The organism is bacterium (assembly GCA_035505375.1).
Taxonomy (GTDB): domain Bacteria; phylum Hydrothermota; class Tepidihabitantia; order Tepidihabitantales; family Tepidihabitantaceae; genus UBA2258.
On the sequence record DATJQV010000081.1, the window covers coordinates 170,272 to 192,065 of the forward strand.

The following is a 21,794-nucleotide window of genomic DNA, read 5'->3' on the forward strand; positions in this document are numbered from 1 at the left end:
GCTAATTGCGGCCCGAGTTCTGGTCGGGGCGAGCGGATTCAGGGACAGAAGATGCCGCGAGCACAGCGGAAAGTCTCTGCTCCCAGCACCAGGCAGTCGTCATCATCTCGTCGAGTCCGCGCTCCGGCCGCCAACCGAGGAGCTCCCCTGCCTTGCGGTTGTCGGAGAAGACTGCCGCAGCGTCGCCGGCGCGGCGGGGCCCTACACGGTATTTCAGCCTGCGGCCGGTGGCCCGTTCAAAGGCCTGAATCGCCTCCAGCACGGTCGTGCCCGTCCCCGACCCGAGATTGATGGCCGCTACCTTCTCTGTCCCTCGTCCTCCGCGTCCCTTCTTGCGCAGGTAGTCGATTGCCATGACATGGGCGCGGGCGATGTCGGAGACGTGGACGTAGTCGCGGACGCACGTGCCGTCGCGTGTTTCGTAATCGCTGCCGTGTACGACGAGCTCAGTCAGTCTGCCGGCCGCAACCCGCGTTATTCGCGGGAAGAGGTTATCCGGTTCGCCGTAAGGGGTCTCCCCGATTTCGCCCGAAGCGTGCGCGCCGACCGGATTGAAATAGCGCAGCGAAACGAAACCGGTCTCGCTGGTTCTCGCGGTATCCGTGATGATGTGCTCGCCCATCTGCTTGGTCCGGGCATAGGGACACTCCGGCTCGCCGAACGGCGTGTCTTCCGCGACGGGAAGCGCTGTGGTGTTACCATAGACCGAGCATGAAGACGAGAAGATGAGGTGCGGAATCCCGTATTTGCCGGTGCAGGCAAGAACGTTGAGCAGGGAGTTGATATTGTTGTCGTAGTAGAGCAGCGGCTTTGCCACCGACTCGGGCACGGTCTTGTAAGCGGCGAAGTGGATGACCGCGACCGAATCGCGGTGCTGATTGAATACGCCCTCGGTACTCGCCGCATCGCGCAGGTCAATCCTGTGGTTGATAACTCTCTTTCCTGTGATCCGCTCGACGCCGTCCAGGACGCTCTCGCCGGAGCGGGAGTTATCGTCGATCGAAACCGCGTCGAACCCGGCCGACAGCAGCTCGACCAGCGTGTGGCTACCGATGTAGCCGCAGCCGCCGGTGACTATGACCTTTGACGTCTGGCACCCGCCTCACGCAGTTTGTCATCTGACTGGCGTGGACCTTGTGGTCGCAACGGTCCGTAAGAGCCTATGCCCATGGCGCCTAACTATTAGCGAAAACACGAGAAGAATCAAGAAAAGCACGGACGTTCATGAAGATAGACTGAGGCGCGGGCCGGCGGTCGGCGGCTCTCAACCACGCCCGCACCCATGGCACCTTCACTCTGGAACAGCCCTGAAGACGTTGTCGCCGTGGTACCATCACTCCAGCACGGGTTTGACTTATCCCGCGGGCCGAATATGATTAGCCGGTGCGCCGCATTCGGCGCAATCCGCTGGGGTCTTAGTGTAGCCTGGTTTAACACGCTGCCCTGTCACGGCAGAGATCGCCGGTTCAAATCCGGTAGACCCCGTTGCGCGAGGAAGTCCGAATGACGATACTCGAATTCCGACTGAACCCCGAATGAGAGGAAACGTCCAATTCGGACTTCGCGCTTTCCGCGTATTCACTTGTCATTCGGGTTGCGGGCTTCGAGCTTGCCTGCTGCTCCTGGTGACACTCACCGGGGCGGCCTCGGGCATTTCCCCCGCGGCAAGGCTGAAGTCCAGCTACGAACTCGCTCTCAATGCCGAACGCCTGACCGAGGCCATTGTCGACAACCATCCCCGCGACATCTACCGGATGTTCACGCCGGCGTTTGCCGCCGAGAACTCGTTCGCGAGTTTCGAATCCGCCTTTGTCCGGTGGACTGCCGGCCGCCGTATCGTCCGCGCCAGCCACAAGGTCGTAGACGTCAAGGGCCCGGCCGGGTACGTTTCGAGCTGGTTCGTATTCCAGGGCCAGCGCGACTGCAACTATGTCTACCAGAACTGGTTGTACACCGACAACGGCTGGGAACTCGTCTGGCTGTCCCGGGTCATGGACACGAGCTTCGCGTATGGCCAGACCGACTCGCTCGAACTGATACGGGTGGCCGAGGCCGGCGTGCGCTACGTGCTCTCGAGGCCGGGACTCGATCGGTTCCGGGCAGGGTTCAAGCGGCCGGACACCGTTGTGATGGTGCGCCTCGGTCTACCGGGTGAGGGCGAGTTCCATCTTGACAGCCTGCCGATCTTCTGGACCACGGTGGCGGAGATAAGACAGGGTAGCCACCTGCCAGGCACCCAGTTCCTGCTCAGCCTCGCGCTGGTCAGGCTCATGGGTGACATGGCTCTCGTGACCGTAGACCTGACTCCGACCGGGTACGCTGTTCTCGGCCGAAAGCACCACCCGCGGGGAATCGAGGTCTATCTCGAGCGGGCCGGCGCTGACTGGCGGTTCTACGGCGTCGGGAAGACCTGGTAGACACCGGAAGCTGGAAGTCAGAAACCCGACCGCAGCCGACTGCGGGACGCGGACTCCATCGACGAGCCCGATGCCGGCAGCGAGAAGCTCGTCCTTCCTGGCACGTCTCCCTTCACTCTTCTCTCTTCTGCTCCCAGCCGGCGGCGTGAATGGCTCCACGACGGGCCGCGAGGACCTCTTCTACAACCGTTGGCCGATGAAAACAGAACCGGACCGGGGTCGCCGGTCCGGCTCTCAAGACTCGCTTTCCGTCCTACAATTCGCCGATCAGGTTCTGGTACAGACCCATTTGGTCGACCTCGATCAACTCAATCTCGTTCACCGCACGGGCCAGCTTCTGCTGGCTCTCACGCGTCCCGACCTGAACGCCGCTCTGGATGATCCCCTCGAGCTTGCCGATGATCGCCTGGTTCTTGCCCATGATTGCGTTGATCAGGTCGCACTGGTCGGGAAGCGCCTCGAGCATGTCCTGCAGGTACCCGTTGGCGCTTTCCTTGTTGGCGAGCAGGGTCCAGATGAGTCGGTCGAAGTCCGCCCGGCCGCTGTCCTGACTCGCCGGGCAGAACGGTATGGTATCCAGGCTGCGAATCCAGATGTCGTACGCGGCAATGCCTGACTGCCAGCCCGTATCGGCCGACGCCTGGCCCAACTCAAGCGCCTGAGTCAGCACCGTGGTCAGCATGTCGCCCGGGTCGGGTTCGCCGGTGGCGTGATGAGCGACCTCATACGCCTCCCTGATCGGTCCGCTCAGCGCCACCTCGCCGCCTGAGCCCAGGGCATAGCCGTGCAGCAGCGAGTCGTTCGGGCCGCACCGCGTCGCGATGCCCCAGCTCTCGCCGTTGCCGCCGGACCAGGCGCCGAACACCAGTACCGGCTTACCCCGGCCCAACCGCGCGCGGATTGTGGCCAGCGCCTCCCGCTGAGATGGGCCCGCCGTTCGGGCCGAATCCTGGCCCGGGGCAAGGACGGGTCGGAACGACAAGCCGTAGTACTTCGTGATGGTCTGCAGATAGTGCCCGGCCTGCCCGTCCGGCCATGCGGCGCGGCAACCGTCGCGCCGGGCGGTGAACGCGAACGACTCACCGGTCAGGGCCGCCAGCCAGTCGTAGTCCACGGTCACGCCGTAATAGGCCAGGATGTCCTTCAGCGCGACCGCCAGCCCGGCCGGATACCGCTCGGCGTCGGGCAGCACGCCCAGCACGCCGGGGTCGGCCGTGAACGTCTTCTCAGCGTCGCCGCGCAGCACGGTCATCGGGATCTTCCCCTGAGAACCAACCGACCGAAACTGGAGCTGCACCAGTTCGTCGACGGTCTTCACCGGCTCACCGTTGTAGGACAAGATGACGTCGCCGGGCGCGAGCCCGAGCGTTTCCGCCTGGGTCCGGGGCAGAACGCGCCAGACTGCCGGCCGCGCGACCTGCGCGTAGGTAGCGCCTAACGACGGACCGGCCTCCTGCTTCCGGCACGCGACGACCAGCACCAGGGCGACCAGGGCAAAAGTGACAAAGTGCCTATTCATAGATGCTCCTTTTGTAAGCGGGCTGAGGGGGCGTCCACGTCTGCCATTATGAACCGCAGCCAGGCAAAAGCAAGGAAAAGCTCGGGGAAAAGGACCAGGCACAAAGTGCTAAGGACAAAACAATGAGGAAAATGGGAGAGGGCAAAAGTGTGATTCAGGACTTACGACCTGCTTTGTCCTTACGACTTTGCAGTTGCGCGGCGCAGCCGCGCCGCGCTTACGCCGGCTTCGTGCCGACCACCGGCTCACCCAGGCCGGCCGGCGCTTCGAGCCGTACCGAAAGGTCGGCGAGCCCGGCGCAGACCGCCTGCGCCTGCACGTCGGTCAACGCGGAGTCCTTCAGACGCGGCCACAGGCTCCGGGCCAGCGTCACGGCCGACCACGTAATCCTGACGTTGACGAACCCGGCGTCCTCCAGCGTTTCCTTCATCGCCTCGCTGGTGAAGTGCTCGAGCTCGTAGAAACTCGCGCCGGTGATAGCCGCCTGATTGCGCTCGAGGAACTGCAGCCCGACCTCCGGATTGGCCGAAGGGTTTGTGCCGATCCGCTCGACCAGGTCGCGGAGCTTCTGGAACTCCTCCTTCATCTCCGGCGTGTTCGCGAACTTCACGAGGTAGTTCCGCTCCCACGGCGGCCGCGTGTGCTTCAGCGAATAGTGGTAACCGAGCGAATCCGTCGTCTCGGTCAGCATCATGTCCTCGCTCAACTCACGCTCGCGCCCCTCGCTCGCCTCGAAGAAGACGCGGAACCGGCCGCCCGGCTTCAGCACGCGGAACACCTCGGCAATCGCCTTGTACGGATCCGGGCTCTGCTCGATGGAAGTCGCGGCCACGACGCCGTCGAACCGGTTGTCGGGGAAATCGAGCCCGGTAACCGGCACCTTCTTCACCGTGACGTTCTTCAACCCGAGCTTCTCGGCGCCGGCGGTAATGGCATCCACCCGGCGCTGCGACGGCTCGGCGCCGGTCACGGCCCTGAACAATGGCGCGAGGCGGAGCAACGGCCAGCCGTCGCCGGGCCCGATGTCCAGAATGTCCTGGGCGCCACCCATGTGCGAGGCGAAGTCACGGATTTGCGCCTCGTCGAGGAAATGCTGCTCCAGCCCGTACTCAATCGGAACGTCGATGACCGGCAGCTTCCCGCCGCCCTGCCGCTCCATACGGTCAAAAGTCTGCTCTGCGCTGTTGGACTCGACCGGCTTGGCAGTATTGACAATCCAAGTCTCAAGAACGGTGTATTTCTTCGCCATGTTCGAGGCAATGATAGCCGCACCGGCAGGTAAGTCAACTCGCACCGACCGCCCTGAATCCGAAATAGATGACCACGAAAACACAAGGAAACGGAGATGAGGCAGACATCCACAGATTCCGCAGATTCAGCTCCGGATTCCGGAACATCTGAGTAATCTGCGTAACTGCGGATGGTCTCCTCTTTCGTTTCGTGTCTTTCGTGGCTTCAATATCGGCTCTGGAGACCGAGGCTTCGCCTCCTCATGGAACGGCGGGCTGCCGTCATCCCGGCTGACCCATTCAACTCGCCTGTAATGTCAGACGAGCCCGTTCAGCTCGCCCCTCCATCACTTCGAGCACTCGCTCCTGCGATGGCCCGGCCATGTTAGACGAGTCAAGTAATCTCTCTTCGCCCGGGACGCGCCAGCGCCAGACAGCAGACGTCCCTACGACTTCGGCCAAGCTAGGTCGAAGACGTCCGTATCTTGGCCAGGACCTGACGCGCCCACGGCGCGAGTTACCAGTTTCCAGTTGGCAGGTTGCAGGATTCAGACGGCGGGATCGGAAGGCATTGCGTCGAGACCCCGCAGGCGTTGATGACCGCTTCGCCCTTGGTCTACATGGCGCATACCCGGGGAATGGTTGCTTCGTAGCGCACGGCCAAGTCTTCGCACAGGTCGCCAAGCGTCTCCCCGACTCGTTTCAGGTTGTACCTAGCCTTCGAGCGGACCGCTCTCTTCTTCTGGTCAGTCATATCGTTCCTCCATTCGTGTCTTGCTTGTTGCAACGCCATAGTACCAGAGCGTATTCCATCCATCAACTGGCGCTATCAACAAGCATAAGCTATTGATATTTAAGGTGATAATTGGCATGCAGAGTCACCCGCGCCAGCACTCGGTAAGTCACTCCCCCAGTGATTCCCCCAGTCACTCCCCCAGTGACTCCCCCAGTCACTTACCGAGTGACTTACCGAGTCACTTGCCTGGTGAGTCACCGAGTGACTGGGCGAGTGACTCGCCTGGTGACTTACCGACTGACATGGTAAGTGACATGCCCAGTTACTTGCCCAGTGAGTTGCCGAGTGACTTACCCAGTGACTCGTCTAGTGAGTCGGCAAGTGACTTGCCTAGTGACACGCCGAGTGACTCGCCGAGTGAATTACCTAGTGAATTACCGAGTGGTTTGCTGAGTGGTTTGCTGAGTAGTTTGAAGACGGGTATGCAGCGTGTCGGCTGATTGGGCGCTGACCATGGCCTTGATCATTCCAAGGACGGCAGCTTGCGGCGGTATATAGACACCAGGAATGCAGGAAGCCATCCAGCAAGCTCTTGGACGAACAATCTATGGAGCCTTCTGGCGAGCAGCGGAGCCAGTCCCGACCGGTGCTGTTGAGGCCGCGCTCTAGCGCGTCAGGACCACCTTTCGGACAGCTTGCGCTTGAGCTTCTCGCACGAAGTACACGCCGGGGCTGAGGCGGCTCACGTCATTCGCGCCCGCCATCAGGCCCATCACCTTCCGCCCGCTCACGTCCAGCAGGCTTGCGGCTTGTGGCTTGCAGCTTGCGGCTTCCGGAAGGAACAGCGCTCCGCGAACGACCGTCGTGGCCGGCTTGCGGCTTGAGGCTTGTGGCTTGAGGCTCTCTTCTACCCCTGAGGCGCACAGATAGCTGCCCCAGATCTGCTGGTCACTGCTCTGCCATATGCACCAGTGTTCGGTAACACCGACTGTGGTCATGGTCGGGTTGGTCTTCCGCGCGGAGTCGATGCACACCGGAACGTCCTGGCTCGAGAACATTGTCCGCGAGTAGATATCAGAACCTCCGTTCCGGTTCGACACCCACGCCACCGCAGCCTGATTCCAGGACTCGGTCGTGTACTCGGCCGGAGTTCCGCAGGGCGTGAAGTTGCTGCCGGCTCCGCTTGAGTCGCACCACCGTCGTCCGACCGAGAACGTGTCCATCGCTGTGCCGTAGACAGCCGTGTCGCCGTCGCGCGTCGATTCCCATGTAATCCATGGTCCCAAAGCGACCGGCGTCGGGCCGTAGCTTATCACATCGGGATTGCGGTCCAGCGCCGCCGAGTGCGCGACCTCCTGCGGCGTCAGCCAGGACCCACTTACGTACTCGCTGTAGAAGATGTCGCCGTGTGTCTCCCAGACGAGCAGCGGGCAACCATAGTAGAGCCCGTGGTAGCCGCGGCCGAGCCGCGCGTGGCGAATCGTGTCGACCTGGACCACCGCAGCCCGCTGCGTCGTCCACGAATCACCGCCGTTGAACGAATAGTCGATGTGCCAGCCGTCCGTATCCTGACAGGTCCAAGTCACCCAGGCCGTGTCGTACGGGCTGCCGTGTCTGATGGCCATCACCTGCGGCCACGTCGAATCGACGCCGGCAGTTTTGCCGGAACCGACCAGAACCCGTGAACTCCACGCCTGTCCGGCCGTGTCGAATTGCGCGTAGATATCAGCCGTACCGGCGGGGTGCTCCCAGACGCAGCAGAAAACAGGCCTGCCCGAAGACGCGTCATTAACGCAGGCGACGGCAGGGTTGACTGCAGCCAGGTTTCCGGAGATTAGTGTAGCAGGCCCCCACCCGTTGCCGTCAGTGAATGAACAGAGCTGACCGAACACTTCCCAGCGGACGCCACTGGCGAAGGACTGCCAGACCATGCACGTCGTGTCACCGAACACCCATTCCTTGCAGGCCGACGGCTTGATGCCGCCGATGCTGTCGCCCAAGAGGAACGGCCCGGTCCAGCCCTGCGCTGCCGCGTGGGGTGGGACTAAAGCGCAGAGAATCAAAACTATGATGCAGAACCTCAAGACTCCTCCTTACTTTACGACGACAATCCTCCTAACGTCTTCTTGCTCACTACTCATCTCTCCCCGCTCCCTCACGAAATACACGCCGGGCGCAAGTCGCGACACATCATTCGCGCCGGAGTGCAACTCCGCGACCTTGCGCCCCGCCGCATCCAGGAGGACAGCGCGGAAAATGGGGACTGTACCGCGCCGAGTCGGACGCAGCCGCTCCGAGGGACTGTCCCCGTTTTCAGCTCGCGGCACAAACAGCACGTTCCTGACGACTGAGGGCGTTCGCGGCAAGCTGCGGACTCCCAGTTCCCGCGGCGCATCGCTCAATCCCAAAATGCCCATACCGTGAGCTATCCAAATGGCTCCGTGGTCGGAGTAAGCAATCACGGGTTCATTAAACGTGTCAGTTGTGATATCGCACCTGCCCGGACTTACCGAATCTCGGACGACCGACGTCTCTCCCCCCAGCATTGCGAACTTGATGCGGCCTGCCCGAGCCCACACGCACTGGACGCCGGCGGGGTTGTTCATGCAGGCCGCGCCGATGGAAGTGACACTGTCCAGCCGCACCCCATCGCAGACAAGTTTATCATTCACAGGGTCCATCGCCGACCAGAATGTGTGAATGTAGTCGGAGCCGTCGGCCGCCAACGCGGCAAGGACGCCGCCACCGCCATGGATCCCGCCTGCCTCTGTATCTGACGTCCAAACCCCACTGTCTCGCGTGTAGAGACTGACATTGTAAAAGTCAAAGAAACCACCCATGACCCCGTCGTCACTCTCCATGAACGCGCAATTGCCGTTCCAGCACCAGGTCGGACGGGTGAACGTAATCCACCAGTCCGAGTAGTTGGAGTCGGGAGGGATGACCAAGCTGGTGTCCCAACCCGAGTCAGTTCTCTGACCGAGGCACACGTTGCCAAGGCTATCCTTGAACATAAGCGATGGCCGACCGGCAAGGTCATAGCTGAAAGCCACGCCACTCATGGGCATGGGTAGTTGCTCAGATGACCAGACGGAGTCTCTGCGTTCGGCGAGTCGTCCCGATCCCACTACGCCAATCACGTCTCCAGGGCCGATGTCGAATGAGAACGGGGGTCGAACAAACGCAGTGTCTAAGTCTTCGTACTCCCACACTGTATCCTTGTGGGCAAGCCTGATGGCGGAGTCACGGGTGAGGTACGCGAGCCAGATCGTCCCGTCACTCGTCTTGTCAATGGCCACGTACGACCCAATGCTCCCGCTATCGACCTGCTCGAATTCCCAGTAGCCGGCGAGACAGACAGATGCGGTCACGGCAACGACGACGACCAGCGCTCTCATTGCATCTCCTTACCTGACCACCACGACCCTCCTGACTCCCGCGCGCTCGTGGCCTACTCCTTCATCTCCCACAAAGTACACGCCCGGCGCAAGTCGCGACACATCGTTTGCGCCTATATGCAGCTCCGCCACTCTGCGCCCCGCCACATCCAGCAGGGCTGCGGCTTGGAGCTTGTGGTCTGAGGCCTGCGGCAGGAACAGCACGTTCCTGACAATTGAAGGAGCTCGTGCCATACTGCGGACTATCGACTCCCGCGGCTCATCGGTCAATCCAACGATGCCCACGCCGTGTGCGACCCAGATGGAGCCGTCGCTTCGGCAGAAGGCTATGACCGGCTCAGCCAACTTGTCAGTCGTGATGTCGCACCAGACGACCCGATCCGCGCCTCCGACGACTTGTGTCGGCTCCCCGAGCAGGACGAACTTGAGGAGGCTGTCACGGGCCCACCATGCACACTGCACGCGACCGGAGTCGTCCAGGCAGGCCGCGCCGATGCTGGTGCAGGCGTCCAAGACAACGCCGTCGCAGACCAATTCGTCCGCCACGTAGTTGTCGGCAGCCGACCAGAACGTGTGAATGCTGTCGGAACTGTCAACCAACGCGGCAAGCCCGATTCCTTCGCCGTCGAGCCCGCCCGTTCCGCCGAAGTCTGTCCAGACGCCGCTATCTCTTCGCTTGAAAGAGACTTCGTAACCGTCTTGCAGGCCCATGCTCCACCAGTCGGCCACAATGAGTGCGCAGTTGCCATTCCGGCGCCAAGCCGGAGCGGTAATAGTAGCCCACGTCGAGTTTTGTGGGACATAAAAGACATTCGTGTCCCAGGATGGGCCTGTCTTCAGGCCGACGCAGCCGCGCCCCAAGCTGTCCTTGAAAGTGAGCGACGGCCGGCCTGCCGGGTCATAGCTCATGGACAGACCGTACATGACCATTGGCAGTCGCTCGGACGCCCAGACGGAATCTCTGCGTTGGGCGAGCCGACCCAGTCCGACCACGCCGATGGCGCCGTCCGTGCTCACGTCGAAGGAGAACGGGAGGTTGTCACGAAGGAAATTCGAAGGGAATATGGGACGAACCAAGGCGGTATCCAGGTCTTGGTACTCCCACACTGAATCCCGGTGGGCGAGCCTGATCGCGGAGTCACGGGTAATGTACGCGAGCCAGATGGTCCCGTCGCTCGTCTTGTCAATCGCGACGTACGACCCAATGCTACCGCTGTCTACCTGTTCGAATTCCCAGTAGCCGGCGAGACAGACAGATGCGGTCATGGCAACGACGACAACCAACGCTTTCATTGCATCTCCTTACCTGACCACCACGACCCTCCTGACTCCCGCGCGCTCGTGGCCTACTCCTCCATCTCCCACAAAGTACACGCCCGGCGCAAATCGCGACACATCGTTTGCGCCTATATGCAGCTCCGCCACTCTGCGCCCCGCCGCATCCAGCAGGCTTGCGGCTTGTGGCTTGCGGCCTGAGGACTGCCGCAGCAACAGGACGTTCCTGACGACTGAGGGAATTCTCGACAGGCTGCTGACTGCCGACTGCTGCGGCGCATCGCTCAGTGCGGCAACGCCCACCCCGTGGGCGACGTGAATGGAACCGTCGCTCAAGCGGTATGCGATCACGGGCTGTGAAAGTGAATCGGTCGTTATGTCACAGCAGGTGATACTGACGCCGCTCAAGACCACCTGTATCGGCTCATGGAGCAAGTCGAACTCCAGCGCATTGTTGCCTACCCATACGCACTGCACGCGGCCGGAGCCGTCCAGGCAGGCCGCGCCGATGGAAGTGTAACCGTCCAGTCGCACCCCATCGCAGACAAGTTCATCAGTCCCGTAAGGGTCGCCTGCCGACCAGAGTGTGTGAATGCTGTCGGAGCTGTCAGCCAACGCCGCAAACCCGCAACCGCCGCCGTCGAGTCCGCCCGCTCCGCCGAAGTCTGTCCAGACACCGTTGTCTCGTCGTTTGAGAGAGACGTCGTAACCGTCAATCAAGCCACCCTCGGTCCACACGTCGGCCTCAATGAGTGCGCAGTTGCCGTTCCGGCGCCAACCCGGGCGGGTAAGGGAATACGTGTTGCTATCCGTCATGTAGACAACATTCGTATCCCAGGAGGAATCAGTCTTCAGGCCAAGACACCCGCGCCAGAGGCTGTCCTTGAACGTAAGCGATGGCCGACCGGCCGGGTCATAGCTTAAGGCCGCATCTCTCATGGGCATCGGTAGTTGCTCAGATGACCAGACGGAGTCTCTGCGTTCGGCGAGTCGTCCCGATCCCACTACGCCCATCACATCTCCAGGCCCGATGTCAAACGAGAAAGGCGGCCGGACGAGCGACGTATCCAAGTCTTCGTACCACCACCCCGCGTCCGCGTGCGCAAGCCGGATGACGGAATCGCGGTTCTCGTAGGCGAGCCAGATGGTCCCGTCACTCGTCTTGTCAATGGTCACGTACGACCCAATGCTCCCATTGTCCACCAGTGCGAAGGTCCAATAGCCTGCACGGCAGATGGTCGCGACCGTGGCAATGGCGACCACGGATATTTGAAGACGCCGGCAGAAGTCAAACGTTGCCATCCTATTCAAGGTCTTCCTCCTTTGCGGAACGGCGGAGCATCTCAAGCTCTGCGATTTCGGCCTTGAGGAGTTCGTAGACGTTGTAGACAATCGGGCAGTACGGCAGGTTCCAGAGCGCCATGACGGAATGGGTGGCGAAATCCGGCCTGTACAGGAAGGGAAAGTCGACGCAGGACTCGGGCCGGCTGTGGTAGTAGCGGCAGAGTTTGTCCTGAAGAAACGGGCAGGGCTTCTGAGTGGGCACGAACTTCCCCTTCTCCTCAACCTCCTTCAGGTACGTGTGCGCGAGTACGTCCGGCGTGACACCCACGGCCTGCGCCAGCCGCGCAATATCTCTCCGGCTTAGCGCCGGATACAACTCTCGGCAGCAGTTGGCACACGTGCGGCAGTCGATTTTCGAGGAGACTATGCCCGACAGACGGTGGACGATGCCGTCGATCTCTTCCGGAGTGATAGAGCAACGTCTGATGTGGACACGAAACGCCTGGTTCTCGGCTTCCTTCTCTTTGGCCAGTTCCAGTATGCGGGCAAGGTCGGTCTCGAGTTTCATGGTTCAGCTAGCCGGCGAGTCTTGCCGACTCGGCCACATTCTCCCCTGCGGCTTGACGAAGCCGACATCCGCTACGTACAGCGCTTTCATTGCCGCCACCATCTCCATCATACGCCACACAGCCAATAGGTCAAGGCAGAGGGAAGTGCACCTGTGGTCAAGTGGACCAGTGGTCGAGTCCCGGCGCGCGGTTCTTGACTCGGCTGGCGTGTGCTGGCACGATTGAGGCATGGCGCGCGTCGTTACCATCGTGAATCCGGTCGCGGGCAAGGCCCGAGGGGCGAAGCTGCGCGCCGGGGCAGTCGAGGAGCTGAGGCGGCTCTTTCCGGATATGGCCATCATGGAGACGAACGCGCCCGGCCACGCGACCGCGCTCGCGCAGGCGGCGAGTGACTCGGAGCTGGTAATCGCGGTCGGCGGGGACGGAACCGCGCGCGAAGTCGCCTCCGGCCTCCTGCCCTCCACTAGAATGCTCGAATCCTCGACCCCTCGACCCCTTCTCGCTGTCATCCCCGTCGGTTCGTGCAACGACCTCCCGAAGAACGTCGGCATTCCTGCAGACGTGACTGAAGCCTGCCGGGTTGCCAAGGAGGGCAGGGAGCGTCCAATCGACGTCATCCGAGTTGAGATGTCGAACGATGCCTCTTCGGCAGTAACGTACTTCGTCAACGCGGCCGGTTTCGGATTCGACGCCACCGTCACGGCCGAGGCGCAGAAGTCAAGGCACTTGAGCGGATTGCCGCTGTACCTGGTTGCGGTCATCAGAGCGCTGAGTAACCTGCAATGCCCACTCGTGCGGATTCGTGCGGGCGAGTTTGAGACCGAGCAGCGCGTCCTGATGATTGCCGCGGCCAACGGTCGGTACTACGGAGGCGGGATGAAAGTAGCGCCCGAGGCAAGACCCGACGACGGGCTTATCGAGGTCTGCATCGGCTTCAGCATGGGCCGAATCTCGGCTCTGACGAAGCTGCCGCGCTTCGTCGCCGGCACCCACGTGACTCTCAAGGAAGTCAGGATGCTCCGCGCACCTGAGCTGGACCTCGATTTCCTCGAGCCGGTGAAGATCGAGCTCGACGGCGACGTGCTCTCGCCTCAACCCTACAGGCGTTTCCGCCTGACCGCCCTGCCCAAGGCCATCAGCATCCGTGTTGCCTGACGCTTGCGGCCCGGCGTCGGGCGCCGAGAGATAAGGCCATCGTGTTTGACAGCGGAGGCGGGTCGACTATGATAGCACCGTGAGACTATTCGTGGTCGCTGCAGCCATGGCGGCGCTGCTTGCTGCGTCCGGTTGCCACAACACCGGACCGAACACCCATTCGATGGTTTTCAATGTCTCAATGTCCTCGTTCAGCGTGAATGGCCGCAAGATCGAGGTCGGGTATAGCTGGGGAGTCCAGACGCCGAACGGCGCGACCGATACCTTCGACATCACGCGGGGCGCCGTGGTCGGCCGGCTGGTCGTCACTTCACTGGTCCCGGCGAGCGACCCAAATGACTACGACGCGGCGATCAACGTCCACGAGGATACGTCAGGAGTGCTTTACTGCCGCGAGTACAGCCCTTACATTGATGCGGCAATAATCGCGCCATGAGGTACGCTCTGTTGGCCGCAGTCACGCTGGCTGCAATCCTACCGTCGGGCTGCGACCGCAAATCCCAGCAACCGGACACGACACCGCCGGTCCTCAGTTGGGTCTACCCGCACGACGGCGACACCGTCGCCGCCGGCGTCTACGAACTGACGGTGCTGGCGACGGACGACCAGCAAATGAAGGATGTCGCGTTCTTCAACGGGCCCGACTTGCTCGGCCTGATTGACACTCCGCAGGGCGACACGTACCGCGTCGCGGTTGACTGCCGGGCCGACACGGGACATGTTTACCAGCTCCGCGCCTACGCCCGAGATATGGCGTTGCATCAGGTCGAATCCGACGTGACGGTGTACATCCGGCGCTGAGCCCTGAGCCCGGGGAAACTGCACTTGTCGGGGCTGGCGGCGCTCAGGCCGTGAATCGGTCGTAGTAGTCGACCCGACCGATGCCGAAGGGGAAGGTAGCAACGAGTTTGTGTTCCTCGTCCGGCTCGATTCTGAGCAAGGTGACAGCATCAATTACGCCGAGTGAACGGCCGATACGATTGGCCTCGGCCAAGGCGTAGGCGCGCTGGCGGGGATCGGTCACGCGGCCGAGCCAGACTTGGGGCTCGTAGACCGGCGCACCGCCGAGTAGAGACAGCGGTTCGGCGCCGGTCATGGCAACATGAAGCTGAATGAGTTCGTCACGGCCATCCTGGATTTCGAAGAAAAGCGACTCGCCGTGTTCGGTGCAGTGGGTGAAGGAAACGGCGAGCGGATGGAGGTCGCGACGGACTCGACCGACGTGCTCGGAAACGTTCTGGATTTCGTCGAGGGTGGCAGGCGTGAACGGCAGCACCATCGGGATATACGGCCTGACCCGGTAGTACCAGGTCGGAAACTGCTCTCTGAGGTCCTGGATCTGCGCCTCGCTGTCCAGTTTCGGGAAAGCGACGACGCAATGCTGGGCCGCCTTCACGCTGTAATTGTAGCAATATCATATGGTTCTGGCAATAGGTGAATCAACGGAAGCCCGGGCCGGCAGCTACAAACGGGCTCGAAACCGGCGACTGCACCGTGCCCGGGTGAAAGCATGCTGTCAGCCGCGGAATGGTACCGGTTCCGGCCGTCCTTGGCGAATCCGCGCCGCCGGACCTTCACTGATTGACAGACAAGAACGTTACCGCATAATCATTCTCGGATGAAGAGCCTTAGCTTTCCTATCGCCTTGGCACTGTCGCTCGTCGCCTGCGCGGTCCATACCGAACCCACGCCGCCGGTTTCCATCGCGCCGGTTGGACGTCTGGTAGTCGCTCAGGACAGCAGCACCAGGTTCCTCACAATCACGGCCGCGCTCGACTCGGCCCGGGATGGCGACACCGTTTTCGTGATGCCGGGTGAATACCACGAACCCGTGAAGGTCGAAAAGACGCGACACATCACGTTGCTTGGAGCCGATCCGGCCACAACCATCGTTGATGCCAGCGACCAGTATGCGGCGATCGAGTTGCGCACCGACAGCAACCGGGTTTCCGGTTTCACATTGCGTGGCGCTGACTCGCACGGAATATGGGTGAGAGAAGGGCAGCAGTTCATCGACCACTGCCTGATTATCGACAATGGCGACCGGGGAATCTACCTGAGCTCATTTGCAGGACGTTCCTACGCGAAGATCACTCACTGTACGATTGCCGACAATGGCGAGGTCGGAATTCACGCTGCCCGGGACGATTCCAACACGGTAATAACCGACTGTATCATCGCGCTCAACCCGCGCGGAGTAGTGACAGACCAACCTGAAGGCAAGCTCGTGGTACGACGGAATTGTCTGTTTGGCAATGGGCTCGACTTCGACCGCGTTGCTCCGGGCGACAGCAACATCGTTCGAGACCCGATGTTCTTCGACAACGCAGAGGGTGATTTTCGACTCAAGAATGACTCACCCTGCATCGGCGCAGGGATTGGTGGAACCAACCTCGGAGCATTCTAAGCCACTGTTCATCAAGGTCTTAGGCTGATTCGCCGCACTTCCGGACTGCCGCCTCATAGGAGCAGTGGCGTGGAGGGGGTTACCGTTTCTAACCATCGGCATTTCAACAGCCTATCTGCATCGCCCAATTCCGGCCGGATGCTCCCATCATTGTAGTAGTTGTGTAAGTCACTGATTATCAATGGTTAGTGATTGCGGTCAGGTTCGCTTGACAAGACCCGCTGGGGGGCTTATCCTGATTCGGCAGCATCGGTGGTCTGACACCGACACTGCGCTGCCGACAGCAAGTCAGAATCGAAACCGGCCGACTGATGGATCCCGACCGGTTGAGATGCACGACATTCACGCGGCATACGCGAGGAACCATCGCCCTCCTTTGGAAGCGCCCCGGCATCCGAGCCGGGGCGCTGGTTTCCAGACAGAGTATGGCGCGAGGGAAACGGTGGTGTCGACGGGACGCGGACGTGCGATGACCTGCGCGAAGTGGTTCCCGCGCGGGCCCGTCCTGCGCGACCGTGCGCGGCTTGACCGGTGCGCCCCACCTCGTATACTGACTCCATGAAGGGCATCAGGCTCGAACCGGCCCGCAGCCTCCTCGACAACTTCACCCACGCAGAGCTGGCGCGTCTCGTCAGACGGAGCCGGCTCAAGGTTTCCGTCCCCCGCAGCCGTGCCGCCCTGGCCGACCTGATTACGAAGCATCTGGATCTCGACGGCGTAGTAGAAGAGACCCGCCAGCTTTTCCACACCCGGCGTTCAGCGCCACGCCGTGCAGCGCACGCGACCCGGCTCGACCAGCTTCCCCCGCTTCACGGAAGCGCCACGGTTCAGGCATACTCGCGTTCCCGGCCACAGCTCGGCCGGGCACTGCTCGGACGCAGCGACGACTGCATGGCGCTCGGCTTCAATAGTGTGCCGCTTTTCCTTGAGAACCGCTGGCCGGTCGTCGTGCGCGATGTCGGCCTTGTGCCGCGCTCGCGGCTCTATGCAGCTTTCGTCCGGCCCGGCCGCGTTCACCCTTCGGCTGAGGCCGCGCCGCCCCGGACCAAACCCTATTTGCTGGACGAAGGCGAGTACCAGCTCCGAAACGGCCGACTCCGGTTCGAGCTGGCACACGCCGGCCCGATTTCCTTCCAAGTGACATTCCTGCGCAAGCGACCGCCCGCCGGCCGGGCAGAGTATCTTTTCGAACCCATCGTCTAGTCATTTTCGATTTCCGCTTGTCGATTTCCGATTGTCCGCCCAGACTTCTGAATTCTGCCTTCTGGTTTCTGAATTCTGAATCGTCCTGATGGTCGGACTACTCGTCCTCGCCATCGCCCCGGCCGTCGCCCTGTTCCTCTTCTTCTACCTCCGCGACAAGTACCGAAGAGAACCCATCGGTGTCCTGCTGGTAACGTTCGCGCTGGGCGCCGCCTCACTGGTTCCCGCGGCAATCACGTCGCTCTCGCTTCAGAAGCTCACCGGCTGGCGCTCAAGCACCCCCAGCCTGCTCCATGCCTTCCTCGGCGCGATGATTATCGTCGGCCTGGTCGAAGAGGGCGCGAAGTTCATTGTCGTCCGGTTCTACGCCTACCACCGGCCCGAGTTCGACGAACCCTATGACGGGATAATGTACTCGGTCATGGCCGCGCTCGGCTTTGCCACCCTAGAAAACATCATCTACATCTTCTCAAACGGCGCCGGAACCGGCGTGATGCGCGCGCTGCTGGCGATGCCGAGCCACGCCTTCGACGGCGTGCTGATGGGCTACTTCCTCGGCGAGGCCAAGTTCGCGCGCAACGACCGTGTCGGCAACTGGCTTTCCGCTCTTGGTTTCGGATTGGCAGTCATCGCCCACGGGCTATACGACTTCATTGTTTTCTCGCTCGACAAGAGGCCGCTGATGGTGCTAAGCCTGCTCACGATGGCGGTTCTATTCTGGGTTATTTTCTTCAAGGCCACTCGGAAACTGTCGGAACAGTCGCCCTACAAACACCCGCAGCTAGTCGCACTTCGCCGCGACTCGGCCGAAGAGGCGAAGACCGAAGAACATACGGACAACCTACAAGACACAAAGCCACCGCAGAAGGGATGAAGGCGGAGGGATGAAGGATGAATTCCGGTTCCGGCCTCCCGGTTCAGCCTTTCCGGTTTCATCGCTTCCTCTTTGTGTCTTGGTGTCTTTGTGGTGAATCCCGAAACTACTGACCCGCCCGCGAAAACTCCTCGATAGCCGCATCCGACAGTGGGTGATTGCCGAGACTGAGCAGTATGTCCAGCGGTAGCGTCAGATGATTCGCCCCGGCCACTACGGCCTGCGTGGCCTCATCGGCCGACTTGATACTCGCGGCCAGTATCTCAACACATCTGTCGGACGTCCTGAGCACCGCCGCCATCTCGGCCACCAGCTTGTTCCCGTCACCAAGTAACCGCGTAGCCCGGTTCACATAGGGAATCACGTAGCGAGCGCCCGCTTCGCAGGCGACGAGAGTCTGAGCTCCGCTGTAGACAGCGGTAGCGGCACACGGAGTGTCCCGTGAGAGCTTCGCCATCAAAGCCAGGTTCTCGGTTGTGGCAGGTATCTTCAGCACGACCTTCTCGCGGCAGATGTCGAAGAACTCCCTGCCCTCGCGCTCCCGCTCTTCCGGCGTCTTTGCCGTCACCTGATAGAACACCGGCCCAGGCGCAAGTGCGCAGATCTGCCGAATGATGTCTTTCGGCTGCCCCTTCACCTTCGCCATGATGGTCGGGTTCGTGGTCACGCCCGAAAGAAACCCGAGCTCGACCGCCCGCCTTACTTCCTCAATCTTCGCGCTATCCAGGAATAGTCCCACTGCTCACTCCTTTTCGGTTCGGGTCAAGAAACGTTCGACATGATCCCGCCTTGGCATGGATGGTTCAGCGCCCATGATGGTGCAGGCGAGAGCGCCGCAGGCGTTGGCGAATCGCACAGCTTCATCAAGGCTGGCACCCTCGGCAATTCTCACCGCCAATCCGGCGCGGAACGCATCCCCAGCGCCGGTCGTGTCCACGACGTTCACCTTGTGCGCCGGGAACCGGGTCAGCGCGGCGCGGTCAACTGCCAGCGCGCCTTCTTCGCCGAGTGAGATAACCACGCCCTGCCGCGTCTCGGGCAGAAGCACAGCCGCCGCTTCCTCCGGCGTCATCCTGCCGGTCAGCATGTGGGCTTCGATTTCGTTGGGCACAAGGTAGTCAAAGTAGAAGTCGTCCAGTGGTCTCGTGGTCGAGTGTTCCGGCATCTCCGTTCTGGAACTCTGGCTTCTGCCCCCTTCTGTCTGACTTGGTGCCTTTGCGTCTTGGTGGTGAAATCCGTCTCCGCAATTCTGGTTTCTAGTTTCTGGTTTCTGGTCTCTGGTTTCTCCGTCCGCCTTTGTGTCTTCGTGTCTTTGTGGTGAATCCCCGCAATTCTGGACCCTGGACTCTGGATTCTGGATTCTGGATTCTTCCTGTCCTCCATGCCTCACCGGCGCAGGGTCGAGCAGCACCAGTGTTCCGTGCTTCCGGGCAATCTCGGCGGCACGCCGCGACGCTGCCAACGGTATCTCGAACTGGAGCATCAGGATGTCGGCGAGGGCAATCTGCTCCTCTACCGCGAGCACATCCTCGGGCGTCACGCGCATGTTGGCCCGCGGCGCGGCGATGATGCTGTTCTGCCCGTTCTCGTCCACGACCGGCGTGGCAATCGCGGTTCCCGCCTCAGGGTCGCGGGTCACGCCACTCAGGCAGATTCCTTCCTGCTCCAGCTTGGCGACGAACATGTCACCGAACGGGTCGCGGCCGACCCGACCGACGATGCACACGTCAGCGCCCAGTCGCCTCGCTCCGACCGCCTGGTTGAACCCCTTGCCGCCGAGGAACATACCGAAGTCTTCGGCCAGCATCGTCTCGCCCGGTCCGGGCCGGTGCTTCACTCTAAACATGAGGTCGGTCACGAAGCTCCCGACAACCAGAACGCGAGGCCGGTCGCCTTTCATCTCGTCGCCAGCAGGACTATAGCGGCAGCTTCTCCCACTGGAATCTCCGTCGAGCAACGTTCATGCACCTGTCAAACATGGCATTAGTCCGCAAGAAACTATAGCTCTCTTGGGCGAGCCTCGTCTGATCGTCATTGTTGTTCACAGCTTCAGCGACGATGAATCTCACGCGGGTTGAAGCGACTTGCTTGAGCCGATCGAGGTAGTTCCCCCGAACGACTAGGTCGTTGCCGTAGCTGTTAGTTAGGTCGTCAAGGTCGTCCGCGTTGAGCACGCCCTGCACCACGAGCGCCCAAATGAGATTGCGTGCTCGACCCATGTAGTCGTACTTGTTCTCGCCTCGTTTCACGATTTCCTGCACGACGCTATTCAGTTTCAACTGCACCTTGTATAGCAGAATGATCTTCCTGCTGTCCGCCTCTAGGTAGCACTTGCGGAAACAGTCCGAATACTGTTTCTCCTCGCCAAAGACATCCCTGAGCCGAGACATCCGGTCGGTCTGCCCCTGTATGGCAAGAAACGTCTGCGCCAGCTTCTTGATATCAACGGCCCTGCCAACAGTGACGTCGTACCCCTGGTCCTCGAGCTCGGAATCCGACAGACTCTCGAATGACTCCTCCTGTCTTTCGTAGAAGAGACGGAGGTCGTCCCTGAGCTTCTCTTGTATGGCGAGCTGAATGTCGTCGTTTGCCCTGAGATGCCACGGCTCAACCGGGTTCTGCTGGTTGTTTCTGACAGTCACGTTCACCACAAAGTCACGCGAGGCAGCCGATATGAACTTCGCGATGACGTGTACGTCCTCAAGGCGGCTGCGGTTACTAACAAGCGCCGCATTGTCTTTGTTGTCATCAACGAACTTCGCCAAGCTCGTGATAGTCTGCGCACCATTCAGAAGGCGGGGCTCCACAATGGTCGCCCGACGATCGGCGACCTCGAGAGCCTCGACCGCCAGGGCGACACCGTTGTGGTTGAACGCAAAGACGCTGGGCTCGTCCCTCTCGGCAAGGACAATGTCCCGAAACGCTGCTCTAAGGGCACGATTTGGGCGCGATTCCGGTGACAGACCCGCTCGAATGTTCCTCTCGAAGAACCTAAACCCCATCTCACGATACATGCGATAGAGATCCATCAGTCTGACTGTGCCCACATGAAGGCGCTCTCCCGCGGGGCCGACGCATTCTCCATGCCAGGGCATGTCGACATCGTACCTGTGGAGTTTTTGGACAGGCGGGGTCCACTTCTTCTTGGTCTGGTTCGAAGCGAACTGGGTGAAGAATTCCACCTCTCTCCCAAAGAATCCGTTCACGACGTGCCGTTTGTCTTCAAGTTCCTCACGTAAGGCGGTAAGCGTAGGGCTGTTCTCAGCAGCCCTCGCGTCCCCGTTGAAGACGAACTGAACGATGACGCGATCCACAATAGCCTTGTTCTCGATAATGGCCGACTTGAGTTGTCCGACAAGAGGATTCTGTCTCTCGTCCTGAAGCGGGTCACCGAATATGCGTTGAATGCCTGCTGAGATCAGACGCCTGAACGATTCTCTGAACAGAGTGTGATTCTCCGACCACTTGAATTGGAACAGATAGAGATTCCGTCTTGTCATGTCGAGATGAAACGCGTCGAAGCCGTAGTCATCGCCACCGAATGCCACCTGACAGGCTACCTCCTCGACCGATTGGTAACCATACTCCCTCATCAGGTAGAGAACTGCGAAGTAGTCCTCTTTCACGCCACCATAGTGAACTGAGTGTTCTTTGAAGGTTTGGTCGAGTTCTCTCTGCGTGACAATCATGCGTCCTCCACCTGCGGCCAGTTTCTAGTCTTGTGGATC

The 21,794-nt window shown here is 61.1% G+C and carries 20 protein-coding genes and 1 tRNA gene; 8 read left to right on the forward strand and 13 right to left on the reverse strand.

Annotated elements, in window-relative coordinates:
• Position 1: 1 nt before the first annotated feature.
• Positions 2-1,078 carry a UDP-glucose 4-epimerase GalE gene (galE, locus tag VMH22_13810; protein HTW92763.1) on the reverse strand — a complete coding sequence of 359 codons (1,077 nt, stop codon included), beginning with the start codon at positions 1,076-1,078 and terminating at the stop codon, positions 2-4.
• A gap of 331 nt (positions 1,079-1,409) precedes the next feature.
• On the opposite strand from galE, the gene VMH22_13815 reads away from it, so the two are divergent.
• Together VMH22_13815 and VMH22_13820 are read left to right on the forward strand one after the other, a co-directional pair.
• Positions 1,410-1,485, forward strand: a tRNA-Asp gene (locus tag VMH22_13815).
• 140 nt (positions 1,486-1,625) lie between these two features.
• On the forward strand, positions 1,626-2,417 hold the full coding sequence (locus VMH22_13820; GenBank protein ID HTW92764.1) for a hypothetical protein: 792 nt from the start codon (positions 1,626-1,628) through the stop codon (positions 2,415-2,417).
• A gap of 253 nt (positions 2,418-2,670) precedes the next feature.
• Here VMH22_13820 and VMH22_13825 read toward each other — a convergent pair whose 3' ends face one another.
• The 8 genes from VMH22_13825 to VMH22_13860 all read right to left on the reverse strand — a co-directional run bounded on the left by VMH22_13825 (position 2,671) and on the right by VMH22_13860 (position 12,426).
• On the reverse strand, positions 2,671-3,936 hold the full coding sequence (locus tag VMH22_13825; GenBank protein ID HTW92765.1) for a PDZ domain-containing protein: 1,266 nt from the start codon (positions 3,934-3,936) through the stop codon (positions 2,671-2,673).
• 217 nt (positions 3,937-4,153) lie between these two features.
• Complete coding sequence (locus tag VMH22_13830) at positions 4,154-5,185, reverse strand: class I SAM-dependent methyltransferase (protein HTW92766.1); 1,032 nt, start codon at positions 5,183-5,185, stop codon at positions 4,154-4,156.
• Positions 5,186-5,781: 596 nt separating this feature from the next.
• Positions 5,782-5,919, reverse strand: a complete 138-nt coding sequence (locus VMH22_13835) for a hypothetical protein (protein ID HTW92767.1) — start codon at positions 5,917-5,919, stop codon at positions 5,782-5,784.
• Positions 5,920-6,566: 647 nt separating this feature from the next.
• Positions 6,567-7,985 carry a hypothetical protein gene (locus VMH22_13840; protein HTW92768.1) on the reverse strand — a complete coding sequence of 473 codons (1,419 nt, stop codon included), beginning with the start codon at positions 7,983-7,985 and terminating at the stop codon, positions 6,567-6,569.
• Between the two features lie 9 nt (positions 7,986-7,994).
• A complete protein-coding gene (locus VMH22_13845) occupies positions 7,995-9,299 on the reverse strand; it encodes a hypothetical protein (GenBank protein ID HTW92769.1) in 1,305 nt (434 codons plus the stop codon).
• A 9-nt stretch (positions 9,300-9,308) separates the two neighbouring features.
• Positions 9,309-10,592, reverse strand: coding sequence for a hypothetical protein (locus VMH22_13850; protein ID HTW92770.1), 1,284 nt, complete (start codon positions 10,590-10,592; stop codon positions 9,309-9,311).
• A gap of 9 nt (positions 10,593-10,601) precedes the next feature.
• Complete coding sequence (locus tag VMH22_13855; GenBank protein HTW92771.1) at positions 10,602-11,885, reverse strand: hypothetical protein; 1,284 nt, start codon at positions 11,883-11,885, stop codon at positions 10,602-10,604.
• Positions 11,878-12,426: a YkgJ family cysteine cluster protein gene (locus VMH22_13860; protein ID HTW92772.1), complete on the reverse strand. Its 549-nt coding sequence runs from the start codon at positions 12,424-12,426 to the stop codon at positions 11,878-11,880. The genes VMH22_13855 and VMH22_13860 overlap by 8 nt, the downstream gene beginning before the upstream one ends.
• Before the next feature lie 229 nt (positions 12,427-12,655).
• On the opposite strand from VMH22_13860, the gene VMH22_13865 reads away from it, so the two are divergent.
• From VMH22_13865 to VMH22_13875, 3 genes are all read left to right on the forward strand, one after another.
• On the forward strand, positions 12,656-13,582 hold the full coding sequence (locus VMH22_13865; GenBank protein HTW92773.1) for a diacylglycerol kinase family protein: 927 nt from the start codon (positions 12,656-12,658) through the stop codon (positions 13,580-13,582).
• Between the two features lie 79 nt (positions 13,583-13,661).
• Complete coding sequence (locus VMH22_13870) at positions 13,662-14,018, forward strand: hypothetical protein (GenBank protein HTW92774.1); 357 nt, start codon at positions 13,662-13,664, stop codon at positions 14,016-14,018.
• A complete protein-coding gene (locus VMH22_13875) occupies positions 14,015-14,383 on the forward strand; it encodes an Ig-like domain-containing protein (protein ID HTW92775.1) in 369 nt (122 codons plus the stop codon). The genes VMH22_13870 and VMH22_13875 overlap by 4 nt, the downstream gene beginning before the upstream one ends.
• Before the next feature lie 43 nt (positions 14,384-14,426).
• Here the strand turns inward: VMH22_13875 and VMH22_13880 are convergent, their stop codons facing one another.
• Positions 14,427-14,978 (reverse strand): 2'-5' RNA ligase family protein, encoded by a 552-nt coding sequence (locus VMH22_13880; protein ID HTW92776.1) that lies wholly within the window; start codon positions 14,976-14,978, stop codon positions 14,427-14,429.
• A gap of 222 nt (positions 14,979-15,200) precedes the next feature.
• Between VMH22_13880 and VMH22_13885 the strand changes: the two genes are divergently transcribed.
• The 3 genes from VMH22_13885 (at position 15,201) to VMH22_13895 (ending at position 18,066) form a co-directional block, all read left to right on the forward strand.
• Complete coding sequence (locus tag VMH22_13885) at positions 15,201-15,989, forward strand: right-handed parallel beta-helix repeat-containing protein (protein HTW92777.1); 789 nt, start codon at positions 15,201-15,203, stop codon at positions 15,987-15,989.
• 558 nt (positions 15,990-16,547) lie between these two features.
• Complete coding sequence (locus VMH22_13890; protein HTW92778.1) at positions 16,548-17,192, forward strand: hypothetical protein; 645 nt, start codon at positions 16,548-16,550, stop codon at positions 17,190-17,192.
• 88 nt (positions 17,193-17,280) lie between these two features.
• Positions 17,281-18,066 carry a PrsW family glutamic-type intramembrane protease gene (locus VMH22_13895; protein HTW92779.1) on the forward strand — a complete coding sequence of 262 codons (786 nt, stop codon included), beginning with the start codon at positions 17,281-17,283 and terminating at the stop codon, positions 18,064-18,066.
• Positions 18,067-18,172: 106 nt separating this feature from the next.
• Here VMH22_13895 and VMH22_13900 read toward each other — a convergent pair whose 3' ends face one another.
• The 3 genes from VMH22_13900 to VMH22_13910 are packed head-to-tail and all read right to left on the reverse strand — an operon-like array spanning position 18,173 to position 21,755.
• On the reverse strand, positions 18,173-18,805 hold the full coding sequence (locus tag VMH22_13900) for a transaldolase family protein (protein ID HTW92780.1): 633 nt from the start codon (positions 18,803-18,805) through the stop codon (positions 18,173-18,175).
• A 3-nt stretch (positions 18,806-18,808) separates the two neighbouring features.
• On the reverse strand, positions 18,809-19,966 hold the full coding sequence (locus VMH22_13905) for a ribokinase (GenBank protein HTW92781.1): 1,158 nt from the start codon (positions 19,964-19,966) through the stop codon (positions 18,809-18,811).
• 16 nt (positions 19,967-19,982) lie between these two features.
• Positions 19,983-21,755, reverse strand: a complete 1,773-nt coding sequence (locus VMH22_13910; GenBank protein HTW92782.1) for an AIPR family protein — start codon at positions 21,753-21,755, stop codon at positions 19,983-19,985.
• Positions 21,756-21,794: the final 39 nt, after the last annotated feature.